Below are 18,712 nucleotides of genomic sequence, written 5' to 3'. Positions count from 1 at the left end.
TTTTAATGAATCCATGCCATCCCTGAATTTGGCGATCGCCCGTCTCCTAAACACTGGCACTGACAACTTCGCCATTTGGGTGGTCAAAGCTCCTTATCCCAGTGGCTACGTTTTACGTGACTGTATATTGCCTGCTGAACTCACTCAAGTTTGGCAAGAATGGCAACAGATGTTTGCTGGTCATGGTCGCCTCGATATTTCCCCAAACTCAACATCTCAAAAGGCCAACCCATTGCCCATAGATCGGATTTTACCCCCTTCAGGTGAAACCACTAGCCCCTATAGCAGTCGTCTGATGCAATACTTGGGCATGAATTTATGGCGCTGGGTATTCGACGGGCAAATTCTTAGTAGTCTAGAACGCAGTCGCGGTATTGCTATGGGTGAGCATACACGTTTGCGGTTTCGACTAGAAATTCGTGACCCTGATCTCATCGCTTTCCCTTGGGAAATTATGCAGGGTGAGCCTGGTCAATCGGCGATGTCTCTCTCCCCAGATTTGCTATTTAGTCGCACCAGCACTGAAGTTGATGCCTTACCGTATTTGCGAACTGACAAGGCTTTAACTATTCTGCTGGTTTTAGGCCATGATCAAAACCTGGAACTGGAACAAGAAGCTGCGATCTTACAGCAAACTCTTGCAGATACACCTGTAAGTGGAAATTCCCAAAGATATGCACCTTGTATAGTGAATCAACTTCTACAACCAACTCCACAGGAATTGATTGATCAGTTAGAAACCAAAGCATACAATGTTTTCTTTTACGCTGGACATGGTTTGCCAGGACCCGATGGGGGGTTACTGTTTTTGCGACCAGAGATGCCCTTGAATGGGATAGAATTAGCCCAAGTATTGACCCGTACAGGTGTGAAACTAGCGGTTTTCAACGCCTGTTGGGGCGCACAACCAGCTGCTAGCAATCATCAAGCGATACCTGCTAGCAGTTTAGCAGAAGTACTGATTCGTCATGGTGTACCTGCGGTTTTGGGGATGCGCGATGAAATCGCTGACCACGAAAGCCACAGTTTTATTCAAGCCTTTACCGAAGCTTTGCGATCGCACAAACCAATTGATGAAGCTGTAGCACTGGCTAGGCAAGAGTTATTAACACTGTATAAATTTAATCAACCTGCTTGGACTTTGCCTGTTCTCTATCTGCATCCAGATTTTAATGGCGAACTGATTAAGAACCTAGATGAAGGTATTACCGAACTACCAGACACAGCCATTCCTGATGTCGGTTTCTCGCTTGCGACTGCTTCGTTGCGATCGCTAACCCCAAAAGGTAAAATCTGGTTGTTGCGTCATGGAGTCACCCGCATCGGTCGCACGAAAGACAATGATATTGTCATCCCCGAACCATCTGTATCCAAACGCCACGCCGAAATCTTCTGTCGCAATACTCTTACTGATGCTACACTGATGCGAACTTATTACTTGCAAGATTTTTCCACCTACGGGACAACCTGGTTTTTAGGCCCTAACGGTTGGCAACAAATCCTCCGAGAGGAAGTCCCTTTGAAATCGGGAATGCAGTTAAAGTTTGGAAGTACTAGAGGTGAAACCTGGGAGTTTATTATTGAGGACTCCTAACAGAGCTATTGCCAGAATTTTGATGTTGACCATCAGCTTTTAAAGTCTGTTTTTCCGGGATAAAAATCAACTGTTTTTGCGGAAATCTCCTCTGAGGAATTGTAGCTGTCAATACGACCAAATAATCTTGAGGCAATAAAAAATGGCTAAAAAAATAAACGGTTCAGACACTTTCCCCTCTTTGCCATCTCAAGAAGATTTAGAGTTTTTAGAAGCGTTACTGGAACCAGAGGATGCTACCTATCCCTGGAATCCAGCCGATGAAGAATCAGAAGCTTATTTTCAGGAACTGGAACACCAGTTTGGAATGGAAGATTTGGTTGACGAAGAAGTGATCGGGCGATCGCCTGATTTTTACAACCATCTAGACACACTTTGGTCTGGTATTACTTCTACACCAGACTATAATCAGAACCTACAACAGTCAGTAGTACTTAATCTTCAAGAAACATTACATACTGCTTTTTTTTCGTATGTCCCCCAAGAATTGCTCAACGCCATCGCCACCAAAGCAGCTGAGATATTTGCTGCTCGCCAATTAATCAGTGAGCAACTGGTTGAGTGCGTTCAGACAGTACTACCAACTTGGGGAACTGAGGATCTTTTAGTTTTGGCTCGTCCTTTTGCTTACGCCATGCGAAGTAGCGAATCGCAAAACCCCATATCTGCGCTCAGTAATCTTAAAAATAGCGAGTGGACAGCTTTATCAGAAGTAGATAAAGCAAAAGTTAGTTTAGCGATCGCTTCCTATGCTTTCACTCAACTTAACAAGTCTCAGTCTGAAATATGAATGGGAATGGGGAGTAGGGAATGGGGAATGGGGAGTAGGGAGTAGAAAAAGCGAGAATTTTCATCATGCGCTGTAGTTGCCGTAGTCCGCGCTTTGCACGAGATCGTTCAGAGGCTTATCTCGCAAAGATGGTGGTTGCCTTACCCACAGCAGCAAAGAAAGAGTCTAAAATCAAGACTTTCGCAACAAGTTGAATGCTCTTTATCTTTGTAGATATAGTTATCCCAGAATAAATTTACAATACGCTGATTTTCAAAGTAGTTCATCTATCCCAAGAGATAAATACTTTCTTTTTCTTAAATGCAAGAATTTTGAATTTATTTCATCTCTTATAGGACTTACGCATTGACAAGAAATGCCAAATATCGGGAAGTTTAAAAACCACATCTTTCGTCAGGGCACAGCATTGCTCATTGGTGTCAACTTAAGCTTAAAGTCTTTTCAAATCTCGTTTCCAGCCAGAGGCTGAAAATTTTGCTCATGGCGGCTCTGCCGCTTTTCAAGAGGCGGAGCCTCATATAGGCATTCCCAGTCAGAGACTGGGAACGAGGAAATCTATCAAAGCTTTGTCTAGACTGGCTTTTACGTTAAGTTGACACGTATGGGCATTGCTGTACCTCTACAGCATGGTCTATTTACTATCAAAGGATAATTAAGAAAAGCCTGAAACAATCTATTCTGGTTAATTTCAGATCGCGATTAATTTGTACAGTGCGTAAGTCCTCTCTTATTTTGGGCCAAGAAATCGAGTAGCAAAATTTTGCGATCGCGTCGGTGACAGCGCCCGTGCCTTGAGAATTGCCGCCATCAAAAAGGCGTAAGATAACACCCCAACAACTACCAACAGCAAAGCATTGATTGATCCTGTAGCATTCCACAGAGCGTGGAGCGCAGAGGCACTAAGATAACCAATAGAGAGAATTTGCCAACTTCTACTGGGTTTGAGGACAGCCAACCCGATAAAATAACCCAGGTAGCCACTATAAGCCATGTGTCCGGCTACAGAGCCTAAAATTCGCGGAATTAGGAGTTGTAAACCCGCCAGTTGACCAGCAGCGCCTGTACCCACCTGTAGCGAGACATTTTGAGTAATATCTGGCACATATTGTCCGAGAGTTTCCAAGAGAGTGAAGCCCACAGCAGAAGCTGTTCCCAGGAGAATACCATCTAAAGGTTCCCAGACCCCAATACGTTCCCGCCAAGGTGAAGACAACACTCTACCAATAGCAAAAGCCCCTAATACAGGCAATGCCTTGAGTAATTCCTCCATCAAGCCAGCGCCAAAAAACATCCGCACCAGCAACTCTGTGAAGGTGATAGATTCTTGGGGTGAGGGCAAGTTTCCAGGCAGGACGGTGCGAAACACGAAGATAAATACATCCAACAACGGACTGAGCAAAATCAGCATCGTACCCAATGCCGCAGCCATTAGCACCCACCAAGGCTTCTGTTTACCGCAAAGTTGGTAAACAAAATAGTAGGCAGCGAAGGCGATGTAAGTTGCTACAATAACTTGATTAGCCTGGGGCTGACCGACTGTAGCAAACATTAACACTACAAAGATTACGGTCAGTATTCCCGGTATGAGGTAAGCTTTACGAGTTAAATCTTTACCAGTGGAAATAATCGGAAAAAGCTGTGTGAAGCTAACAGAATCTGGCTGCTTTAATTGCGTGTGGTTGTGGTAGTTTGTTGCCGAAGGTAATGGTATAATTTGGTTAACTGTCGTGGCCGGGGTGAGTGAGGTAAACTCGTACTCAAAAACGTATTGTGGTCCATCAGCACCTAGAGAAATGCGATCGCCTGGGTGCAATTCCTGACATTCATACAAGCGTTGTCCATTCAAATAAGTGCCATTAGCACTATTCAAATCACACAGCACCCAGCTGAATTTACTATCTGGGGATAGAGAAAGGGGACGAACCACCGCATGACGACGAGATACCATTCGGTATATCATGGCATCCAAGACAACTTGGCAGCTGGGGTCGCGTCCAATTACCATTTCTTTACTGGGGGGCAGCGAGTAGCGAGATTCTGATCCAAAAGCTGCCCCATTACCAGACACTAGCCGCAGAAATGCATTATGTCTTGCGTTTTTCCCTGTCATCGATAAGAAGTGCGTTTCTAAACTAATTCTTCACATAATTTGGCAGCAGGACTAACCTTAGCCACATTAACAGCAGCATTGCTAAATCCACTATAGCTTCACTTACTGCTAAGAAATTTAAAATTTCCAGATGCAAAATTTTAAATTGTTTCACTTGATGTGAATCACTATTCAATCTACTGAGAGTTTGTCCTAAAGATGCCTTGTTACGCTGATAAATCAGCTTCTATCGGTGGTATACTGTTGACATCGTAGTTGCAAATTAAACCCACGGCAATTGATCAAAAAATAGTAGTTTTTATTGCATATAGTTTTTTAATAAAACTATATAATCTTCAGTTTCCTGTTATCAGTTGTTTTTGCCACTTGTAATTGACTAATCTCCTTTGGAGTAGGGAAAGAAACTGCACCGAAGATCGAACCACAAGATTTACGGTATCTTGCCTCAAACGACTGTAGCTAGTTCTGAGTCTTCGATCTTAGTACAGCATTTTTGAAATTCGTAGCTTTTTTGAACGCAAAGGGAAGGCAGCGCAGTCTTGGGGGTTTCCCCCATGAGCGACTGCCGTCGCAGAGGGGCGCTGAGTTTTGCCAATTTTAATTCGCTATGAACTGATGAAATTCTGTACTTAGTTCCAAGTAGTGTGAGGAATTCTGCTAGCCAATGGGGGTGAGCATTTTTGACACATTACAGTATTGAATTTAGTTTGATGTATTATTTAATGGTAGTAAGTTAACAAAGGGTAATGCACTCTACAGATTTATTCTATTAATGGCTATTGAATAATTAAAGCAGATGAAATTCTGCGATCGCACTTTTAAAGTTTTTGTTTTCATGTCCTGGGTGGCTGAGTTTAATCAAGGCAAAACGCTGTAAGGGCGTTAAAGCTGCCCAATGTTGTTGTGTTAGGGTTACACCTATTTCTTGAGCTTTTTCCTGAAGGCTGGCTGGTACAGTGGCAGAGTCTAGCCATGCAGGATGAGGCTCGATGGGCAATTTTGTCGCTGGTATACCCGTGCGTTGTATAATTATCTGCTGGATATGGTCGTGGTAAAACTGAATTTCCGTTTCTGTAGTGCAAGCTAATTCGACTAAAGCTTGATGCTCTGCTTTAGTCATTTGATTCCAATCAGACAATTTTAGCTTGATCCCACAGGTATCTAATTTGCAACGCACCTGCATGGGGATGCAACGCAAAGAATCAACAAAGTCTGCTTCAAATTCAAAGAAATCTGTCACGTTGCTTCGCTCCAAATTCAAAATTCAAAATTAATAATTTATACCAATACGGTTGAGTTAAGGATAATTGGTAGGTTGGGTTGAAGGTCGTGAAAAATTATTATAACTATTGACTATTGATTATTGACGAAATTAGCTATTACTGGTTAGAAATTACCACTTTAGAGGCTTCCCATTGTGAGGACTGGAGTTGATAATTTTTGATTGTAACTTCCACAGCAATTGGTATTAGCTGCACTGCACAGGCTTTTAATTCTGGTTGCAGCGAATCGGGGCAAGATTCTGGATGAGTCAGGGCATTAGCTTCGGCATTGTCTGCCCATAGCGAACCCCAGTGCATCGGGACAAAAACTGTACCAGGCGCGATCGCTTTTGTGACTTTAGCAGGAAACTTAGCTTTACCCCGACGCGATCGCACTTCCACACATTGATTATCTACAATACCTAACTTAGCAGCATCACGGGGATGAATCTCAATAAACGGTTCTGGATGCATTTTACAAATTTTTTCAATTTGCCCGGTGCGTGTCTGCGTATGCCAGTGTCCGTAAAGTCGTCCATTAGTTAGCACAAAAGGATAATCCGGGTCTGGTGGTTCTGCTAGTCCCTTTGAGTAATATGCCCCAAATCGAGCGCGTCCGTCAGGGGTGTGGAAGCGTAAATCGGTGTAGAGGCGTTTGGGAGAGACGCGATTAATCGCGTCTGTACAATTAGGATTCTCTTCAGGATGGGGCCATTGAGTCGGCCCTTCTGCTTGTAATTGCGCGTGACTGATACCTCTCATATCGCAAGGGCGAGTTTTAGTTAGTTTGACAAACTCAGCATAAACTTCAGCAGAGTTAGCAAAGGCGAACTCTTTTTCAAAACCTAATCTCCGTCCAACCTCGGCGAAAATTTCCCAATCTGCTTTAGCTTCTCTTGGCGGTTGGCGAAATGCTGAACACAGAGTTACCACTCGTTCGGAATTTGTCATCACACCAGTTTTTTCACCCCACTGGGCTGCTGGTAACAAAACGTGAGCGTAGGCAGAGGTTTCTGTAGGATAATAAGCATCTTGGTAAATAGTAAAAGGCGATCGCAATAACGCCTTCTTAGTTCGCTCTAAATCTGGCATACTCACAGCTGGATTAGTAGCTGCAATCCACAGTAACTCTACAGCCCCATTTTCCAAGCCAGTAATCATGTCCCAAGCAGTCAAACCGGGATTGGGCGAAATTTGTCCTGCTTTGAGTCCCCAAAATTCCTCAACTTCTGCGCGGTGCTGAGGATTTTTCACCGCCCGATATCCCGGTAATAAATTCGCCAAACCCCCGGCTTCCCGTCCTCCCATCGCGTTTGGCTGACCAGTGAGGGAAAAAGGACCAGCCCCAGGTTTGCCAATCTGTCCAGTCATCAGGTGCAGGTTAATGATAGTTCTTACCTTAGCTGTCCCTTCTGACGATTGATTCACACCCATTGACCACAAAGACAGTACCCGCTCAGATTTCCCCCAATAGCGAGCTGCTGTTTCTAAATCTTCAATGCTGATTCCACATTGACGAGCTACTATTTCTGGGGAATAATGGCGAATCACTTCAGCATAAGTGGGAAAGTTGATGGTGCATTCATCCATGAACATGGTATCAATGTAGTTCCAGCGCATCAACAAGTGAGCGATACCGTTCAACAAGTCGATGTCTGTACCGGGACGAATCGCTAAATGCAAGTCAGCAGCTTCTGCGGTTGGTGTGCGACGGGGGTCAACCACAATCATTTTGACTTTGCGATTCTTTTTGTGATATTTTTCCAGTCGGTTAAAAACGATGGGGTGACATTCAGCCGTATTAGTGCCAATTAAAAATGCACAGTCAGTTAACTCTAGGTCTTCGTAACAGCAGGGCGGACCATCTGAGCCAAAGCTTTGAATGTAGCCAGCTACAGCACTAGACATACATAAGCGTGAGTTGGCATCAAAATTATTAGTACCCAGACAGCCTTTCATGAGTTTCTGGGCTATGTAATAATCCTCAGTATGAAACTGACCGGAACCGTACATACATAAAGCTTCTGTCCCTTGGGTGAAACGCACGGTTTGAATGCGCTTGGTGATGAGATCAAAAGCTTCATCCCAACTAACCCGGCGAAACTCTTGATCTAAAGAGTCTCGCACCATTGGGTAATGTAATCTATTTTTATCTAAAGATTCTGCGATCGTCGCACCTTTAACGCAAACCATTCCTTGACTAGATGGATGGGCTTTATCGCCCCGGACTCGCCAAATTGGATTTCCTTGGCTATCTCGATTAGTTGCTTTGCCATGTTGGGCTGGAGGTGAAACTTCTAAACCACAGCCAACACCACAGTAAGGACAAAGGGTTTTGGTAAATTCACTCATGCCGATTGTACCATTTTGTTATTTTGATTATGCAACCTCAGATGTAGCGACAGTTTGAGAAATTCCTGTGTTGCACGCCAATTCTAGATAAAGACATCAATAATTGTTGAGTTACTTCTTCAACCCAACTTACTACTGCGTAGGTAGGTTAATTTCTACAGGTTGATGCATTGGCATTGTAAGTCTCGCATTAACAATGCAGGTTGATACATTAGCATTGTAAGTTTCGCATTAACAATGCAGGTCGATACATTAGCATTGTAAGTTTTGCATTAACAATGCAGGTCGATACATTGGCATTGTAAGTTTCGCATTAACAATGCAGGTCGATACATTGGCATTGCAGGTCAAAAGATATGTAGGCAAGCGGGGACATATGATGTTTGTCTCGTGTCTCGTTCCCAGTCTCTGACTGGGAATGCCTAATGAGAGGCTCTGCCTCTGACTTGCGGCACAGCCGCAATTGATTTGCATTTCCAACGAGGTTTTAAAGGACTTTTAGCTGAAGTTAACACCAATTCTATTCTTCCGTTAAGAAAATAGTGTTTTGAGTTGCGGTTTCTCCTGCTTCGCCTTCATAAGCAGCGGCAAAAGAGCCTTTTGGTTCTTTGAGCAAGAAGGCACACATGAAAGCGCAGACTAAAGCAGCTAAACCCATTGTGCTAAATAGTGTAGATGCGTCGGTTAAACTAAAAATCGTCAGGTAAACCACGCCGCCAAAATTACCGTAAGCTCCCACATTACCAGCAATTTGTCCAGTGGCTTCTTTCTTAATTAGAGGTACGATGCTGTAGGTTGCACCGCAGCCAGCTTGGGCAAAGTAGGCGGCAAACATTGTAACTGCGATCGCTAGCGGAATCGGCCAGTTACTACTAATAAAATGTGCCATTAAATAACTAACACCAATGCCAGCACTGATAATTGTCATTGTCCACTTACGGGAGCCAAATTTATCAGAGATTAAGCCACCACTGGGACGAGAAATCAAATTTAAGAAGGGATAAGTAGCAGCAATCATCCCAGCTATAACATGCTCTAAAGCAAAGGTTTTTTCAAAGAATGCCGGGAGCATAGAAACAACTGCTAATTCGCTGCCAAAGCTAGTTATGTAAGTGAATTCGAGTAAAGCTACTTGACCAAACTGGAAGCGTTCAGATGGAGCATAAGTTTTCTTGCCAATGAGAAGTTCTCGGTTTACCTCCCAAGCTTTGTAACTTTGGTAAGCAAATAATCCTGCTAATAGCAACAAAGTCAGATACATTTGGCTCAAAGTTAGGAAGTGAATGTTCTTTTGTTGCAAACGCCAAGCTAATAAACCTAGAGCGAAAATCAAACCAAAATTTGAGACAATCATCGCCCAGAAGCTTTTAATACTGGTCACTTCTAGAGAACCATTTTTCTGAGGTTTCTTGTATACTTTGCCAGTGGGCGTATCTTGAACGCTGTTGTAATAAATAACGCCGTAGATGGCTGCAATGATCCCTGTAAGTGCGATCGCAAAACGCCAGTTAGAAGCACCACCAGCGAAAAAGCTAGTAGAAACTGCAAACATCGGTAAGGCAAACTCTGCGCCAAAAGCTCCAAAGTTACCCCAGCCGCCATAAATGCCTTGAGCAATGCCCATTTCCTTTGGTTCAAACCATTCCGCCACCATGCGGATACCGACAACAAACCCAGAGCCGACAATTCCCATCAGCAAACGACTGATGACTAATTGATTAAAATCTTGGGCTAGTGCCGTCGCTAAACAAGGAACAACCGCAAACATCAACAGCATTGAATAGGTGATTCTGGGGCCAAAACGATCCAGAAGCATCCCAATAATTAGCCGTGCGGGAATTGTGAGGGCGAGGTTACAGATAGCTAAAGTTTTGATTTGCTCAGGTGCTAAATGTAGCTCTCTGCCAATGGTTGTAGCGAAGGGAGCAAAGTTAAACCAACAAACAAAGGTGAGAAAGAAAGCTAGCCAAGTCTGATGTAAGATGCGGTAGCGATCGCTGAATGAAAATAATTTTTTAAGCATTCCAATCTTTCTAATTGAATAAAACACAGAGAAGAACTCGGAAGTTCAGCCTTTGAACTCGGAAGTTGCACCAATGCCCAATGCCCAATGCCTTAACAGTTGCTAACTAGTAAGGCTTCTTCCTTGAGTTTTGCCCCAAAGTTTTTGATTAGTAAATCTTGCAATACTGGCTGCAAGTCTTCGCATGGTATGCTTTTAATAACGCAAGTTCCCAAATGGGCATCTTTGCCAACTTTGCCGCCCATATATATGTCAACGGCTTCCAAGGTTTTGCCATTTTTGCGAGTCTTAGTTCCCATCAAGCCGATGTCTGCAACTTGGGGCTGTCCACAGGAATTGGGGCAACCAGTCCAGTGAATTCGCACTGGCTTGGTGAAGGTTAACTCTTCTTCTAAGGCTTTAATCATTGCCAGGGCACGGTTTTTGGTTTCGATGAGGGCAAAGTTGCAAAATTGTGCGCCTGTACAGGAAACTAGCGATCGCGTCAGCAAACCTGGATCAATGGAAAACCTTTCCAGCAAAGGCTCTGTTAAAAATGTTGCTAAACGTGAGTCAGAAATGTTGGGAATGACGATGTTTTGTTCAACTGTGAAGCGGATTTCACCACTGCCGTAAACTTCCGCTAGACGTGCGATTTCAAACATATCTTCAGCATACAGTCGCCCGACAGGAATGTGCAAGCCTACGTAATTTAATCTCGGTTGTTTTTGTTTATATACACCAATGTGGTCGCGTTTTTCCCAGTCGATTTCGTCTTTTGCTGCTGCGGGTAATAATGATTTACTCAGACTGTTTTCAACTTCTGCTCGAAACTTTTCTAAACCCCATTCATCAATTAGCCACATTAAGCGGGATTTTTGCCGATTGGCACGCAACCCATGATCACGATAAACTTCCAAAACTGCTCTACATACAGCTACCACATCTTCTGGAACCACCCAAGCATTCAGAGGAATTGCCGCTTCACAACGTTTAGCTGAGAAAAAGCCACCCACTAAAACGTTAAACCCGAATATTGGTGATTGGGAAAATTCTTGCCCTGTCCCCTCCTGAAATGCTGGAACAAAAGCTAAATCGTTGATTTCAGCGTGAACTGAATTGTCTCTTCCCCCTGCGATCGCAATGTTAAACTTCCGTGGTAGGTTGCTAAACTCTGGGTTCCCTTCTCCTTTGTTGGTGAGCATATCTTGAATTTGCTGTACCAACTCTCGTGTGTCGTACAACTCATCTGCATCCAACCCCGCCACGGGATCACCTGTGATATTGCGGATGTTATCCATCCCTGACTGCACAGTGGTTAAACCAACTGCGTCAAATCTATTAAAGATATCTGGTAAATCTTCAATTCTGATTCCCCGTAATTGAATATTCTGTCTGGTAGTAATATCAGCGTTGCCATCATCTCCGTAACGCTGCACCACTTGGGCTAAAATACGCATCTGACTGCTGCTGAGAATACCGTTAGGCATCCGCAACCGCATCATAAACTTACCTGGGGTAACTGGGCGAAAAAACACACCCACCCATTTGAGCCGATGATCGCGATCGATTTCGTCCATTGCTTCCCAGCCGAGGGCGGCAAATTTCTCCATCTCACCCTTGATGGCGAGTCCATCTTTTTGCGCTTTGAATTTCTCGAACTTATTGAGGCTGGTAGTGGTAGTTGCTGTGTCTGTCATGAGGCTGACTCTGGTTCCAAATTACTGAATATGGTGATAATTGCCCAACATCAATCAACCCGTAGTTCCATCAGGTGTTGTATTTACGAGGTTAGGGAATAAAAACTTAATATTTACTTACAGATGATTATTTTTACTTAAGAGCATTCCAAAGCGAAACTCCCAATCCGTGATTAGTTAAAGAAAACTTGTTGCTATTTACATCTAGAAAATTTGTTAAGCAGCTTTAGATACTGTTCATGTAACAATTTCGATACTCATAAGTTAAAGGGAAATTTATGTTAAAATCGTATAAATTGTTACGGTTTTTTAGCAAAATTGCTGAAAATGGATGAAAACTATGCATTTTTTGCATCAAAGTCATCAATAAGCCAGGGTAAATGAGAGAGAACCAATGGGACATCCCTTGCACTTCAAAGAAAACCAAGCAAGTATGGATGCCACCAATATCTCCGGCAAGAATCATCGGTCAATTCGGGAGCCACTGCCTACCATCGCGCACCAACAAATCATCTGCTGCCAATGGTCCCCATGAGCCTGCTGTGTAGTTGGGAAAGTTTTCAGGTGAAGTGCTTGCCCAGTCCTCCAGAATTGGGCTGACGACGCTCCAGCCCAGTTCTACATTGTCTGCGCGCTGAAACAAAGTGGCATCACCGATCATGCAATCGTACAGCAAGGTTTCATAGCCGGTACTTGGGATTTTGCCAAAGTGGTCAGTGTAGCAAAACTCCATTTCCACCGCATCCATTTTCATGGCAGGGCCAGGCACCTTTGCACCAAATTGGAGGTGAATTCCTTCCTCTGGTTGAATACGGATGGTTAAGAAATTAGGCGTGAGGCGCTCAATCGACGTTTGGCGAAACAATAGTGAGGGTACTTGCTTAAACTGAATTACAATTTCCGTCACGCGTTGAGCCATACGCTTGCCGGTTCGCAGATAAAACGGCACCCCTGCCCAGCGCCAGTTGTCGATATTCAGCTTTAAAGCAGCATAAGTTTCAGTGGTAGAGTCGGACGCAACTCGTGGCTCTGAGCGATAAGCAGGCACTTGAGTATCCTTCACCGTTCCCGCATCATACTGTCCTCTTACAGTATGAGTTTGCACAGTTTCAGCAGTGAGCGGAATGATCGACTTCAATAGTTTTGACTTTTCATCACGCACCTCATCGGCTGAAAACGAAATTGGCGGTTCCATCGCCGTCATTGCCAGCAGTTGAAACAGATGGTTTTGTACCATGTCCCGCAATGCGCCTGTGCCTTCATAGAAATTGCCTCTGCCTTCGACTCCAACCGTTTCGGCTACGGTAATCTGTACGTGATCAATATGTTCACGATTCCAAATTGGTTCAAACAAGCCATTACCAAACCGAAACACCAGAATGTTTTGTACAGTCTCTTTTCCCAGGTAGTGATCAATGCGGTATATCTGTTTTTCCTGAAGGACAGCAGCAATGGATTTGTTGAGGGCACGAGCCGAGTCCAAATCGTGCCCAAACGGTTTCTCGATGATGACTCGCCGCCATTGATTGTTGTCTTCACGCACCAATCCTGCCGCGCCCAGCTGCCTAATGATGTCGTAAAAGAAGTCAGAGGCAGTTGCCAGATAGAACAAATAGTTTCCCTGAGTGCCACAGTCTTGATCGACTTGAGTCAGTAAGTCTTGCAACTGATGGTAAGTATCAGCTTCTTGAAACTCACCAGCAAGATAGTAGAGTCGCTGCTCAAGCGGTTGCCATATTTGATCGTCTACGGGAACCGTTGCGAACTCATGAATGTCTTGGGCGAGTTTGCTGCGAAAATCATCCTGGCTGATTGGACTGTGTGCGACTCCAACGATCGCAAATTCCGGCGGCAGCAAATCGCTTTGTTTGAGGTTGTAGAGGGCGGGAAGCAGCAGACGCTTGGTTAAATCTCCCGCTGCTCCAAAGATAACGATCACGCAGGGTTCTACTTGATGGATTGAGGCTTCAACAGGAACCTGGGGCGTGGTGGCAGCCGTCATGATAAAATCTCCGCATGTTCTTCAAGATGTCCACCAAACTATAGCGCATTGCAGACAGCAGTTTATCTGCAAACTCACCTTCATCTCTGGAGCTTAATTGTTGGTAGAGTGCAGCAGTAATCGTCCACTGGCCTTCTCCAGAATCAAACACCTGATGTACAAATTTTAGGTAATAGTGGCGAATGGTGAATTAGGTTCAGTCCTGTATGAATTCATCGGCGTAAGCTAAAACACATCTAAATTTGCATATTAAAATTTCTCAATATCTTGTGGGGTGGGCAACATGAGCGCCCTGATTAAGTAGGAAGGCACAATTAAATATATAGCAACCGCCAAGATGGTTAGGACAACGATAAATTCACAATGTATCCTGTTGAACGCGTCTACCGCCAACTTGTCCTAACGGCTTTTGCGACTGCTATAAGATAAAACCTCACCCTCAATCCCTCTCCTTACTAAGGAGAGGGAAGCCGGAGGCAGGGTGAGGTTTTATTTTGACCCACTTATATCATGCCCGCTTGATTGCTTATTAAACCCGAAGAACCCCACCCCGCCAAAGCTATGGTTTGTCTCCCCTCCCCTCCGGCGGGGAGGGGTGCAATGATTATGGGAATCACAACGAATTACCCGGACATGATATTACTTACCCCAATTAAGAGCATTTGCCTTTGGTGTCGCCAGAATAAGGAAAATGATAGAGTTAAGAGCGATCCCGTAGCGAAAAATGTTTTTAAGATATGGCTGACCAAAAAGATAAAGCTCAAGAAAAAAACCGCCTTGAACAGCTTCAGGAAGAACAAGGCAACACGGATTCTAAACATTCAGGCGGTGCTGGGGCTTCTGGAGGCAACTCGGGTGCAGGTAAATCTGGCCCATCAAAAATTTCTGCCACTGGTACACCTGATGATATTGAAAAAGTTGATCAGGAGTAAGGCTAACTCCGACAAAGAGTCTAGGTTTAACTGCCTCGGTTTTGATTAGGAACTTAACTCAACAATGGTGGATTGAATACCTTATTATTTACTCCACATTGTTGAGCACCCTCAAGTCAGAAGGCGCACCTCACCGATTTGACTGTTGTTAGCTAGGGTTAGAGAGGCTGTACAAGATTAACACTGCTATGGTACAAATCTAGAGCAGTGTTAATCTTAATCTATACCTCATTTTCCGCTCCAATTAAGATGCGTTTGGACTGGATGTCTATGGACAACGATTATATAAAGCCTAGTTGAGAAGTTCTTACCCTACTCAATAAGCGACGCGAAACGCCTAATGAAGGGTATTTCAGATGACAGATGTTAGCTAAAACTTAGATATTATTTCACCAGCTATGAAACGTCGTGATTTTATTAATTGGGTAGGTTTGGGTTGGATAGCGAGTTCCCTACCTGTAGCGATCGCAGCCTGTTCTTCCCAGACGACTACAGCAGCATCCAAGGATTGGCAAACAGTGGGCACTTCGGCAGACTTAGATAAAACAGGTCAATTGCTGGCGAAAAATTCACCCGTCGGGCCTGTGTTGGTAATCGGTACATCTAAAGCCGCAAATCTGACAGCTGTTAACCCTACATGTACTCACGCAGGTTGCACCGTAGCATGGCAAGCTAAGGCGAAAAAATTCGCTTGTCCCTGTCATGGTTCAGAATTTGGGGCTGATGGTAAGGTGCAAAAAGGCCCAGCGACAAATCCGCTGAAAACTTATGCCGCCAAAATTGAGGGTAATTCAGTTGTAGTTAAAGCAACCTAGTGGAGACAGGAGGTTGGCCACTGCGGTGGACGGTTTCACCGGCATAAAGCAAGTGGCAAACCCGAAGGGCAGGAGGCAGAAGATTGATAATTAAAGCCGGATATTGTGAGTAACATCAACCAGCTTTTGGTGCAAGCCCAGGCAGCATATGATGCAGCTGATTGCTCATCGCTAATTCAATATTTGCAACAATTAATCTTAGGGGTAGACTCGGAACATCCAGAGATAATTAAAAATCGAGAATATCTGCTGAGATTAGCACTTTCAATCTTAGAAATGGAGGATTTTCAACAACGCTGGGAAATTACCAAGGTGTTGACTCACTTGGGAAATATTGCCATCCCACCACTCATTGACATATTAGAAGATGAAGACGCAGACGAAGAATTACGCTGGTATGCAGCACGGACTTTGGGCGAATTCCAGCACCCAGAAGCGATCGCACGCTTGATTGAATTGTTGAAAACCGATGAGGATGAAGAACTCAAAGCGATCGCAGCTAGAGCATTGGGGCAAATGGGTACTGTTGCGATCGCTGCCCTCTCTGAACTTCTATTAGATGAAGATACACGGCTTTTAGCAGTGCGATCGCTCTATTGTATTCGCCAACCAGAAACCATCACGCCCCTGTTAAGTGTAATACAAGATCCACAAGCAGCAATTCGCGCCGCCGCAATTGAAGCCCTCAGCAGTTTTCATGACAAACGTGTACCGCCAGTATTGTTGAACGCTCTGGATGATGTAGCTGCCACAGTTAGGCGTGCAGCAGTGCTTGGTTTAGGTTTTCGCCCCGACTTACGCCAAGGATTAGATTTAGTGACGAGACTGCAACCAAAGCTGCACGACTTTAACCTTGAAGTTTGTTGTGCAGCCGTAGTCTCCCTTTCTCGGATGGGTTGTGATGACGCAGCCCAGCAATTATTTGATTTGCTAATATCACCCCATACACCGATAAAGCTTCAATTAGAAACCATTCGCGCTTTAAGTTGGATGGAGACACCATCCAGTTTGGAATATTTACAAACAGCATTTAACCAAATCATATCCGAGACACTTTGGCAAGAAATTGTTAGAGTTTTGGGGCGAGTCCAAAAGCCGCAGTTAACTACACCAGCCGTAGAAATTTTACTGCAAATACTGCGATGCCTTCGGCGAGCTTCGCTAACGCAACATCCAGTTACCGAGATTGCTAACGTTAAAAGTGCGATCGCCCTGTCTTTAGGACAGTTAGGCAAAATGCAAGCTATTGAACCATTGATTTCACTGCTAGCCGATTCTAATGCATCGGTGAGACTACATGCGATCGCTGCACTGAAAAATCTGGATGGGGAAGCCGCACATCAAAAGTTACAGCAGTTAGCAAATAACGCTACACTGACACCAGATTTGCAACAAGGAATAGCGATCGCTTTAGCTGAGTGGTAAATTGTAGGACTTACGCATTGATAATAAATACCCAATATGGAGAATATAAGCAGTGAAATCAGATAACAAAGTAACTGGCAATAAAAATATTCCTTAAGTCTAAAGTAAGACCCACCTGAAGTATGAAGTTATAAGTTCTCAGATGAAATAAGATTGTAGAGTATTTTCAATAGAGTCTCAACGTCTGATAACATCTGGCTGCTTAAAATTTTTCGTTTATTTATATCCAAATGATTGCATAACATAGTTTGATCTATTCTTGCCTACTTAGTTAACGTATCTGAATAAGTTACTCAAACATCGTTCTTGGCAAGAAATCTTATGCCTAAATATTTTGTTTTTTGTCTGCAATAAGTAGCTTTATACTTTAATATTCAAAAAATATCATACACATAAATATCCTTGTGAATGTTTTGTCAACCCTCTTGTAGGTGTGCCAATCTAGGGTAAAACCCCCAGTGTAAAGATTGTGTTTATTTTGAGGTATGCTTATCTAATTGCAAGCTCAAAAATGTTTTATTCTCTTCACGCTTATAGACTGACTTTAAGGCCAAATTAATTCCTGCGATATAAGTTGTTTTATACTTATGGTAGAAGTCAGGCAAAAAATTAGCAATTATCCTGAATATAGAGTAATCAAAAAATTCATAATAGGTCTATTACTGATTATGAATTCGTTGACTCTAACGAATAGTAAGTTGTTGTGGGAGCTTCAAATGCTTTCAGTTTTTCCCAAATAAACTAGGTGAAAGACTGCTCAATCTGCCTTATCAAAATTACCCTAATTTACCAGTGGATTGAGTAGACAATATCAGTTTTGAAAATCAATAAACCACAAAAATCTAGAACACAACAGGAACCATAAGCATGAAGCCTTTTGATTTATCTAAAACTATTTTAGCTACTGTTTTTGCCATAAGTTTCGCTTCTGTGTCCTTACCTCCTTCTGTTTCGGCGCAAGGTGGAGGCTCCGGCAGTGGCAGTGGTGGTGGTAGTGGCTCAGGTACAGGCAGTAGCTCAGGTACAGGCAGTAGCTCAGGTACAGGCAGTAGCTCAGGTACAGGCAGTGGCTCAGGTACAGGTACAGGCAGTGGCACGACAGGTACAGGCAGTGGCATGACAGGTACAGGCAGTGGTACTACAGGTACAGGTACAGGCAGTGGTACTACAGGTACTGGCACTACAGGTACAGGCAGTGGTACTGGTACTACAGGTACTGGCAGTGGCACTACAGGCAGTGGTACTGGTACTACAGGTACTGGCAGTGGCACTACAGGCAGTGGTACTGGCACTACAGGTACTGGTACTACAGGTACTGGCACTGATTCGACAGGTACAGGCACTGATTCCACAGGCGGTGGAACTACAGGCACTGATTCCACAGGCAGTGGAACTACAGGCAGTGGAACTACAGGCACTGATTCCACAGGCAGTGGAACTACAGGCACTGATTCCACAGGCAGTGGAACTACAGATACTAACAGAAATACAGGCATCGCAGCTTCCCAAAGAACTAGCGATCGCGGTTTCGATTGGGGTTGGCTAGGTTTGCTTGGTTTAGCCGGTTTAGCAGGTCTGGCTCGTAATCGGGAAAAAGTCCGGGCTTATAGCGATCCTGATGAAGTAACACGTTCTCCTCGCTCTAGATAGTATTTACAACACTCTAGGAGTCCTACAGCTGTCATTTGTGCCAACTTCAATTCATACTGACAAAAAAACTCTTGGGGT

Annotated in this window: 12 protein-coding genes; 6 read left to right on the top strand and 6 right to left on the bottom strand. The window is 44.0% G+C overall.

Annotated elements, in window-relative coordinates; translation table 11 throughout:
• The first annotated feature begins 13 nt into the window (after nt 1-13).
• Together V7K31_RS26055 and V7K31_RS26050 are read left to right on the top strand one after the other, a co-directional pair.
• On the top strand, nt 14-1,594 hold the full coding sequence (locus V7K31_RS26055) for a CHAT domain-containing protein (protein ID WP_335098133.1): 1,581 nt from the start codon (nt 14-16) through the stop codon (nt 1,592-1,594).
• A gap of 142 nt (nt 1,595-1,736) precedes the next feature.
• A complete protein-coding gene (locus tag V7K31_RS26050; RefSeq protein ID WP_335098131.1) occupies nt 1,737-2,384 on the top strand; it encodes a hypothetical protein in 648 nt (215 codons plus the stop codon).
• A 727-nt stretch (nt 2,385-3,111) separates the two neighbouring features.
• On the opposite strand, the gene V7K31_RS26045 is transcribed toward V7K31_RS26050, so the two are convergent.
• From V7K31_RS26045 to zwf, 6 genes are all read right to left on the bottom strand, one after another.
• A complete protein-coding gene (locus V7K31_RS26045) occupies nt 3,112-4,494 on the bottom strand; it encodes a PrsW family glutamic-type intramembrane protease (protein WP_335098130.1) in 1,383 nt (460 codons plus the stop codon).
• Nucleotides 4,495-5,281: 787 nt separating this feature from the next.
• On the bottom strand, nt 5,282-5,734 hold the full coding sequence (locus V7K31_RS26040) for a nitrate reductase associated protein (RefSeq protein ID WP_335098129.1): 453 nt from the start codon (nt 5,732-5,734) through the stop codon (nt 5,282-5,284).
• 139 nt (nt 5,735-5,873) lie between these two features.
• Nucleotides 5,874-8,108 (bottom strand): molybdopterin oxidoreductase family protein, encoded by a 2,235-nt coding sequence (locus V7K31_RS26035; protein WP_335098128.1) that lies wholly within the window; start codon nt 8,106-8,108, stop codon nt 5,874-5,876.
• A 520-nt stretch (nt 8,109-8,628) separates the two neighbouring features.
• Complete coding sequence (locus V7K31_RS26030; protein ID WP_335098126.1) at nt 8,629-10,131, bottom strand: NarK family nitrate/nitrite MFS transporter; 1,503 nt, start codon at nt 10,129-10,131, stop codon at nt 8,629-8,631.
• 92 nt (nt 10,132-10,223) lie between these two features.
• Nucleotides 10,224-11,810: a ferredoxin--nitrite reductase gene (locus V7K31_RS26025; protein ID WP_335098124.1), complete on the bottom strand. Its 1,587-nt coding sequence runs from the start codon at nt 11,808-11,810 to the stop codon at nt 10,224-10,226.
• A gap of 469 nt (nt 11,811-12,279) precedes the next feature.
• Entirely contained in the window at nt 12,280-13,812 is a 1,533-nt protein-coding gene (zwf, locus tag V7K31_RS26020; RefSeq protein WP_335098122.1) for a glucose-6-phosphate dehydrogenase, read from the bottom strand.
• Between the two features lie 737 nt (nt 13,813-14,549).
• On the opposite strand from zwf, the gene V7K31_RS26015 reads away from it, so the two are divergent.
• From V7K31_RS26015 to V7K31_RS26000, 4 genes are all read left to right on the top strand, one after another.
• Nucleotides 14,550-14,744, top strand: a complete 195-nt coding sequence (locus V7K31_RS26015; protein ID WP_334951613.1) for a hypothetical protein — start codon at nt 14,550-14,552, stop codon at nt 14,742-14,744.
• A gap of 398 nt (nt 14,745-15,142) precedes the next feature.
• Entirely contained in the window at nt 15,143-15,559 is a 417-nt protein-coding gene (locus V7K31_RS26010) for a QcrA and Rieske domain-containing protein (RefSeq protein ID WP_335098119.1), read from the top strand.
• Between the two features lie 102 nt (nt 15,560-15,661).
• Nucleotides 15,662-16,984 (top strand): HEAT repeat domain-containing protein, encoded by a 1,323-nt coding sequence (locus V7K31_RS26005; protein ID WP_335098308.1) that lies wholly within the window; start codon nt 15,662-15,664, stop codon nt 16,982-16,984.
• 867 nt (nt 16,985-17,851) lie between these two features.
• On the top strand, nt 17,852-18,634 hold the full coding sequence (locus tag V7K31_RS26000; RefSeq protein ID WP_335098116.1) for a WGxxGxxG-CTERM domain-containing protein: 783 nt from the start codon (nt 17,852-17,854) through the stop codon (nt 18,632-18,634).
• Nucleotides 18,635-18,712 lie beyond the last annotated feature (78 nt).

The sequence above is a fragment of the Nostoc sp. genome (genome assembly GCF_036917675.1).
GTDB lineage: Bacteria > Cyanobacteriota > Cyanobacteriia > Cyanobacteriales > Nostocaceae > Nostoc.
Note: the sequence above shows the minus strand (reverse complement) of the source record. Positions and strands in the feature narration are given on the sequence as shown.

Excerpts from the sequence above, each read along its gene's own strand:
- V7K31_RS26035 (WP_335098128.1), bottom strand. The coding sequence starts at position 8,108 with ATGAGTGAATTTACCAAAACCCTTTGTCCTTACTGTGGTGTTGGCTGT.
- zwf (WP_335098122.1), bottom strand. The coding sequence starts at position 13,812 with ATGACGGCTGCCACCACGCCCCAGGTTCCTGTTGAAGCCTCAATCCAT.
- V7K31_RS26025 (WP_335098124.1), bottom strand. The coding sequence starts at position 11,810 with ATGACAGACACAGCAACTACCACTACCAGCCTCAATAAGTTCGAGAAA.
- V7K31_RS26010 (WP_335098119.1), top strand. The coding sequence starts at position 15,143 with ATGAAACGTCGTGATTTTATTAATTGGGTAGGTTTGGGTTGGATAGCG.
- V7K31_RS26055 (WP_335098133.1), top strand. The coding sequence starts at position 14 with ATGCCATCCCTGAATTTGGCGATCGCCCGTCTCCTAAACACTGGCACT.
- V7K31_RS26030 (WP_335098126.1), bottom strand. The coding sequence starts at position 10,131 with ATGCTTAAAAAATTATTTTCATTCAGCGATCGCTACCGCATCTTACAT.
- V7K31_RS26045 (WP_335098130.1), bottom strand. The coding sequence starts at position 4,494 with ATGACAGGGAAAAACGCAAGACATAATGCATTTCTGCGGCTAGTGTCT.
- V7K31_RS26000 (WP_335098116.1), top strand. The coding sequence starts at position 17,852 with ATGAAGCCTTTTGATTTATCTAAAACTATTTTAGCTACTGTTTTTGCC.
- V7K31_RS26015 (WP_334951613.1), top strand. The coding sequence starts at position 14,550 with ATGGCTGACCAAAAAGATAAAGCTCAAGAAAAAAACCGCCTTGAACAG.
- V7K31_RS26050 (WP_335098131.1), top strand. The coding sequence starts at position 1,737 with ATGGCTAAAAAAATAAACGGTTCAGACACTTTCCCCTCTTTGCCATCT.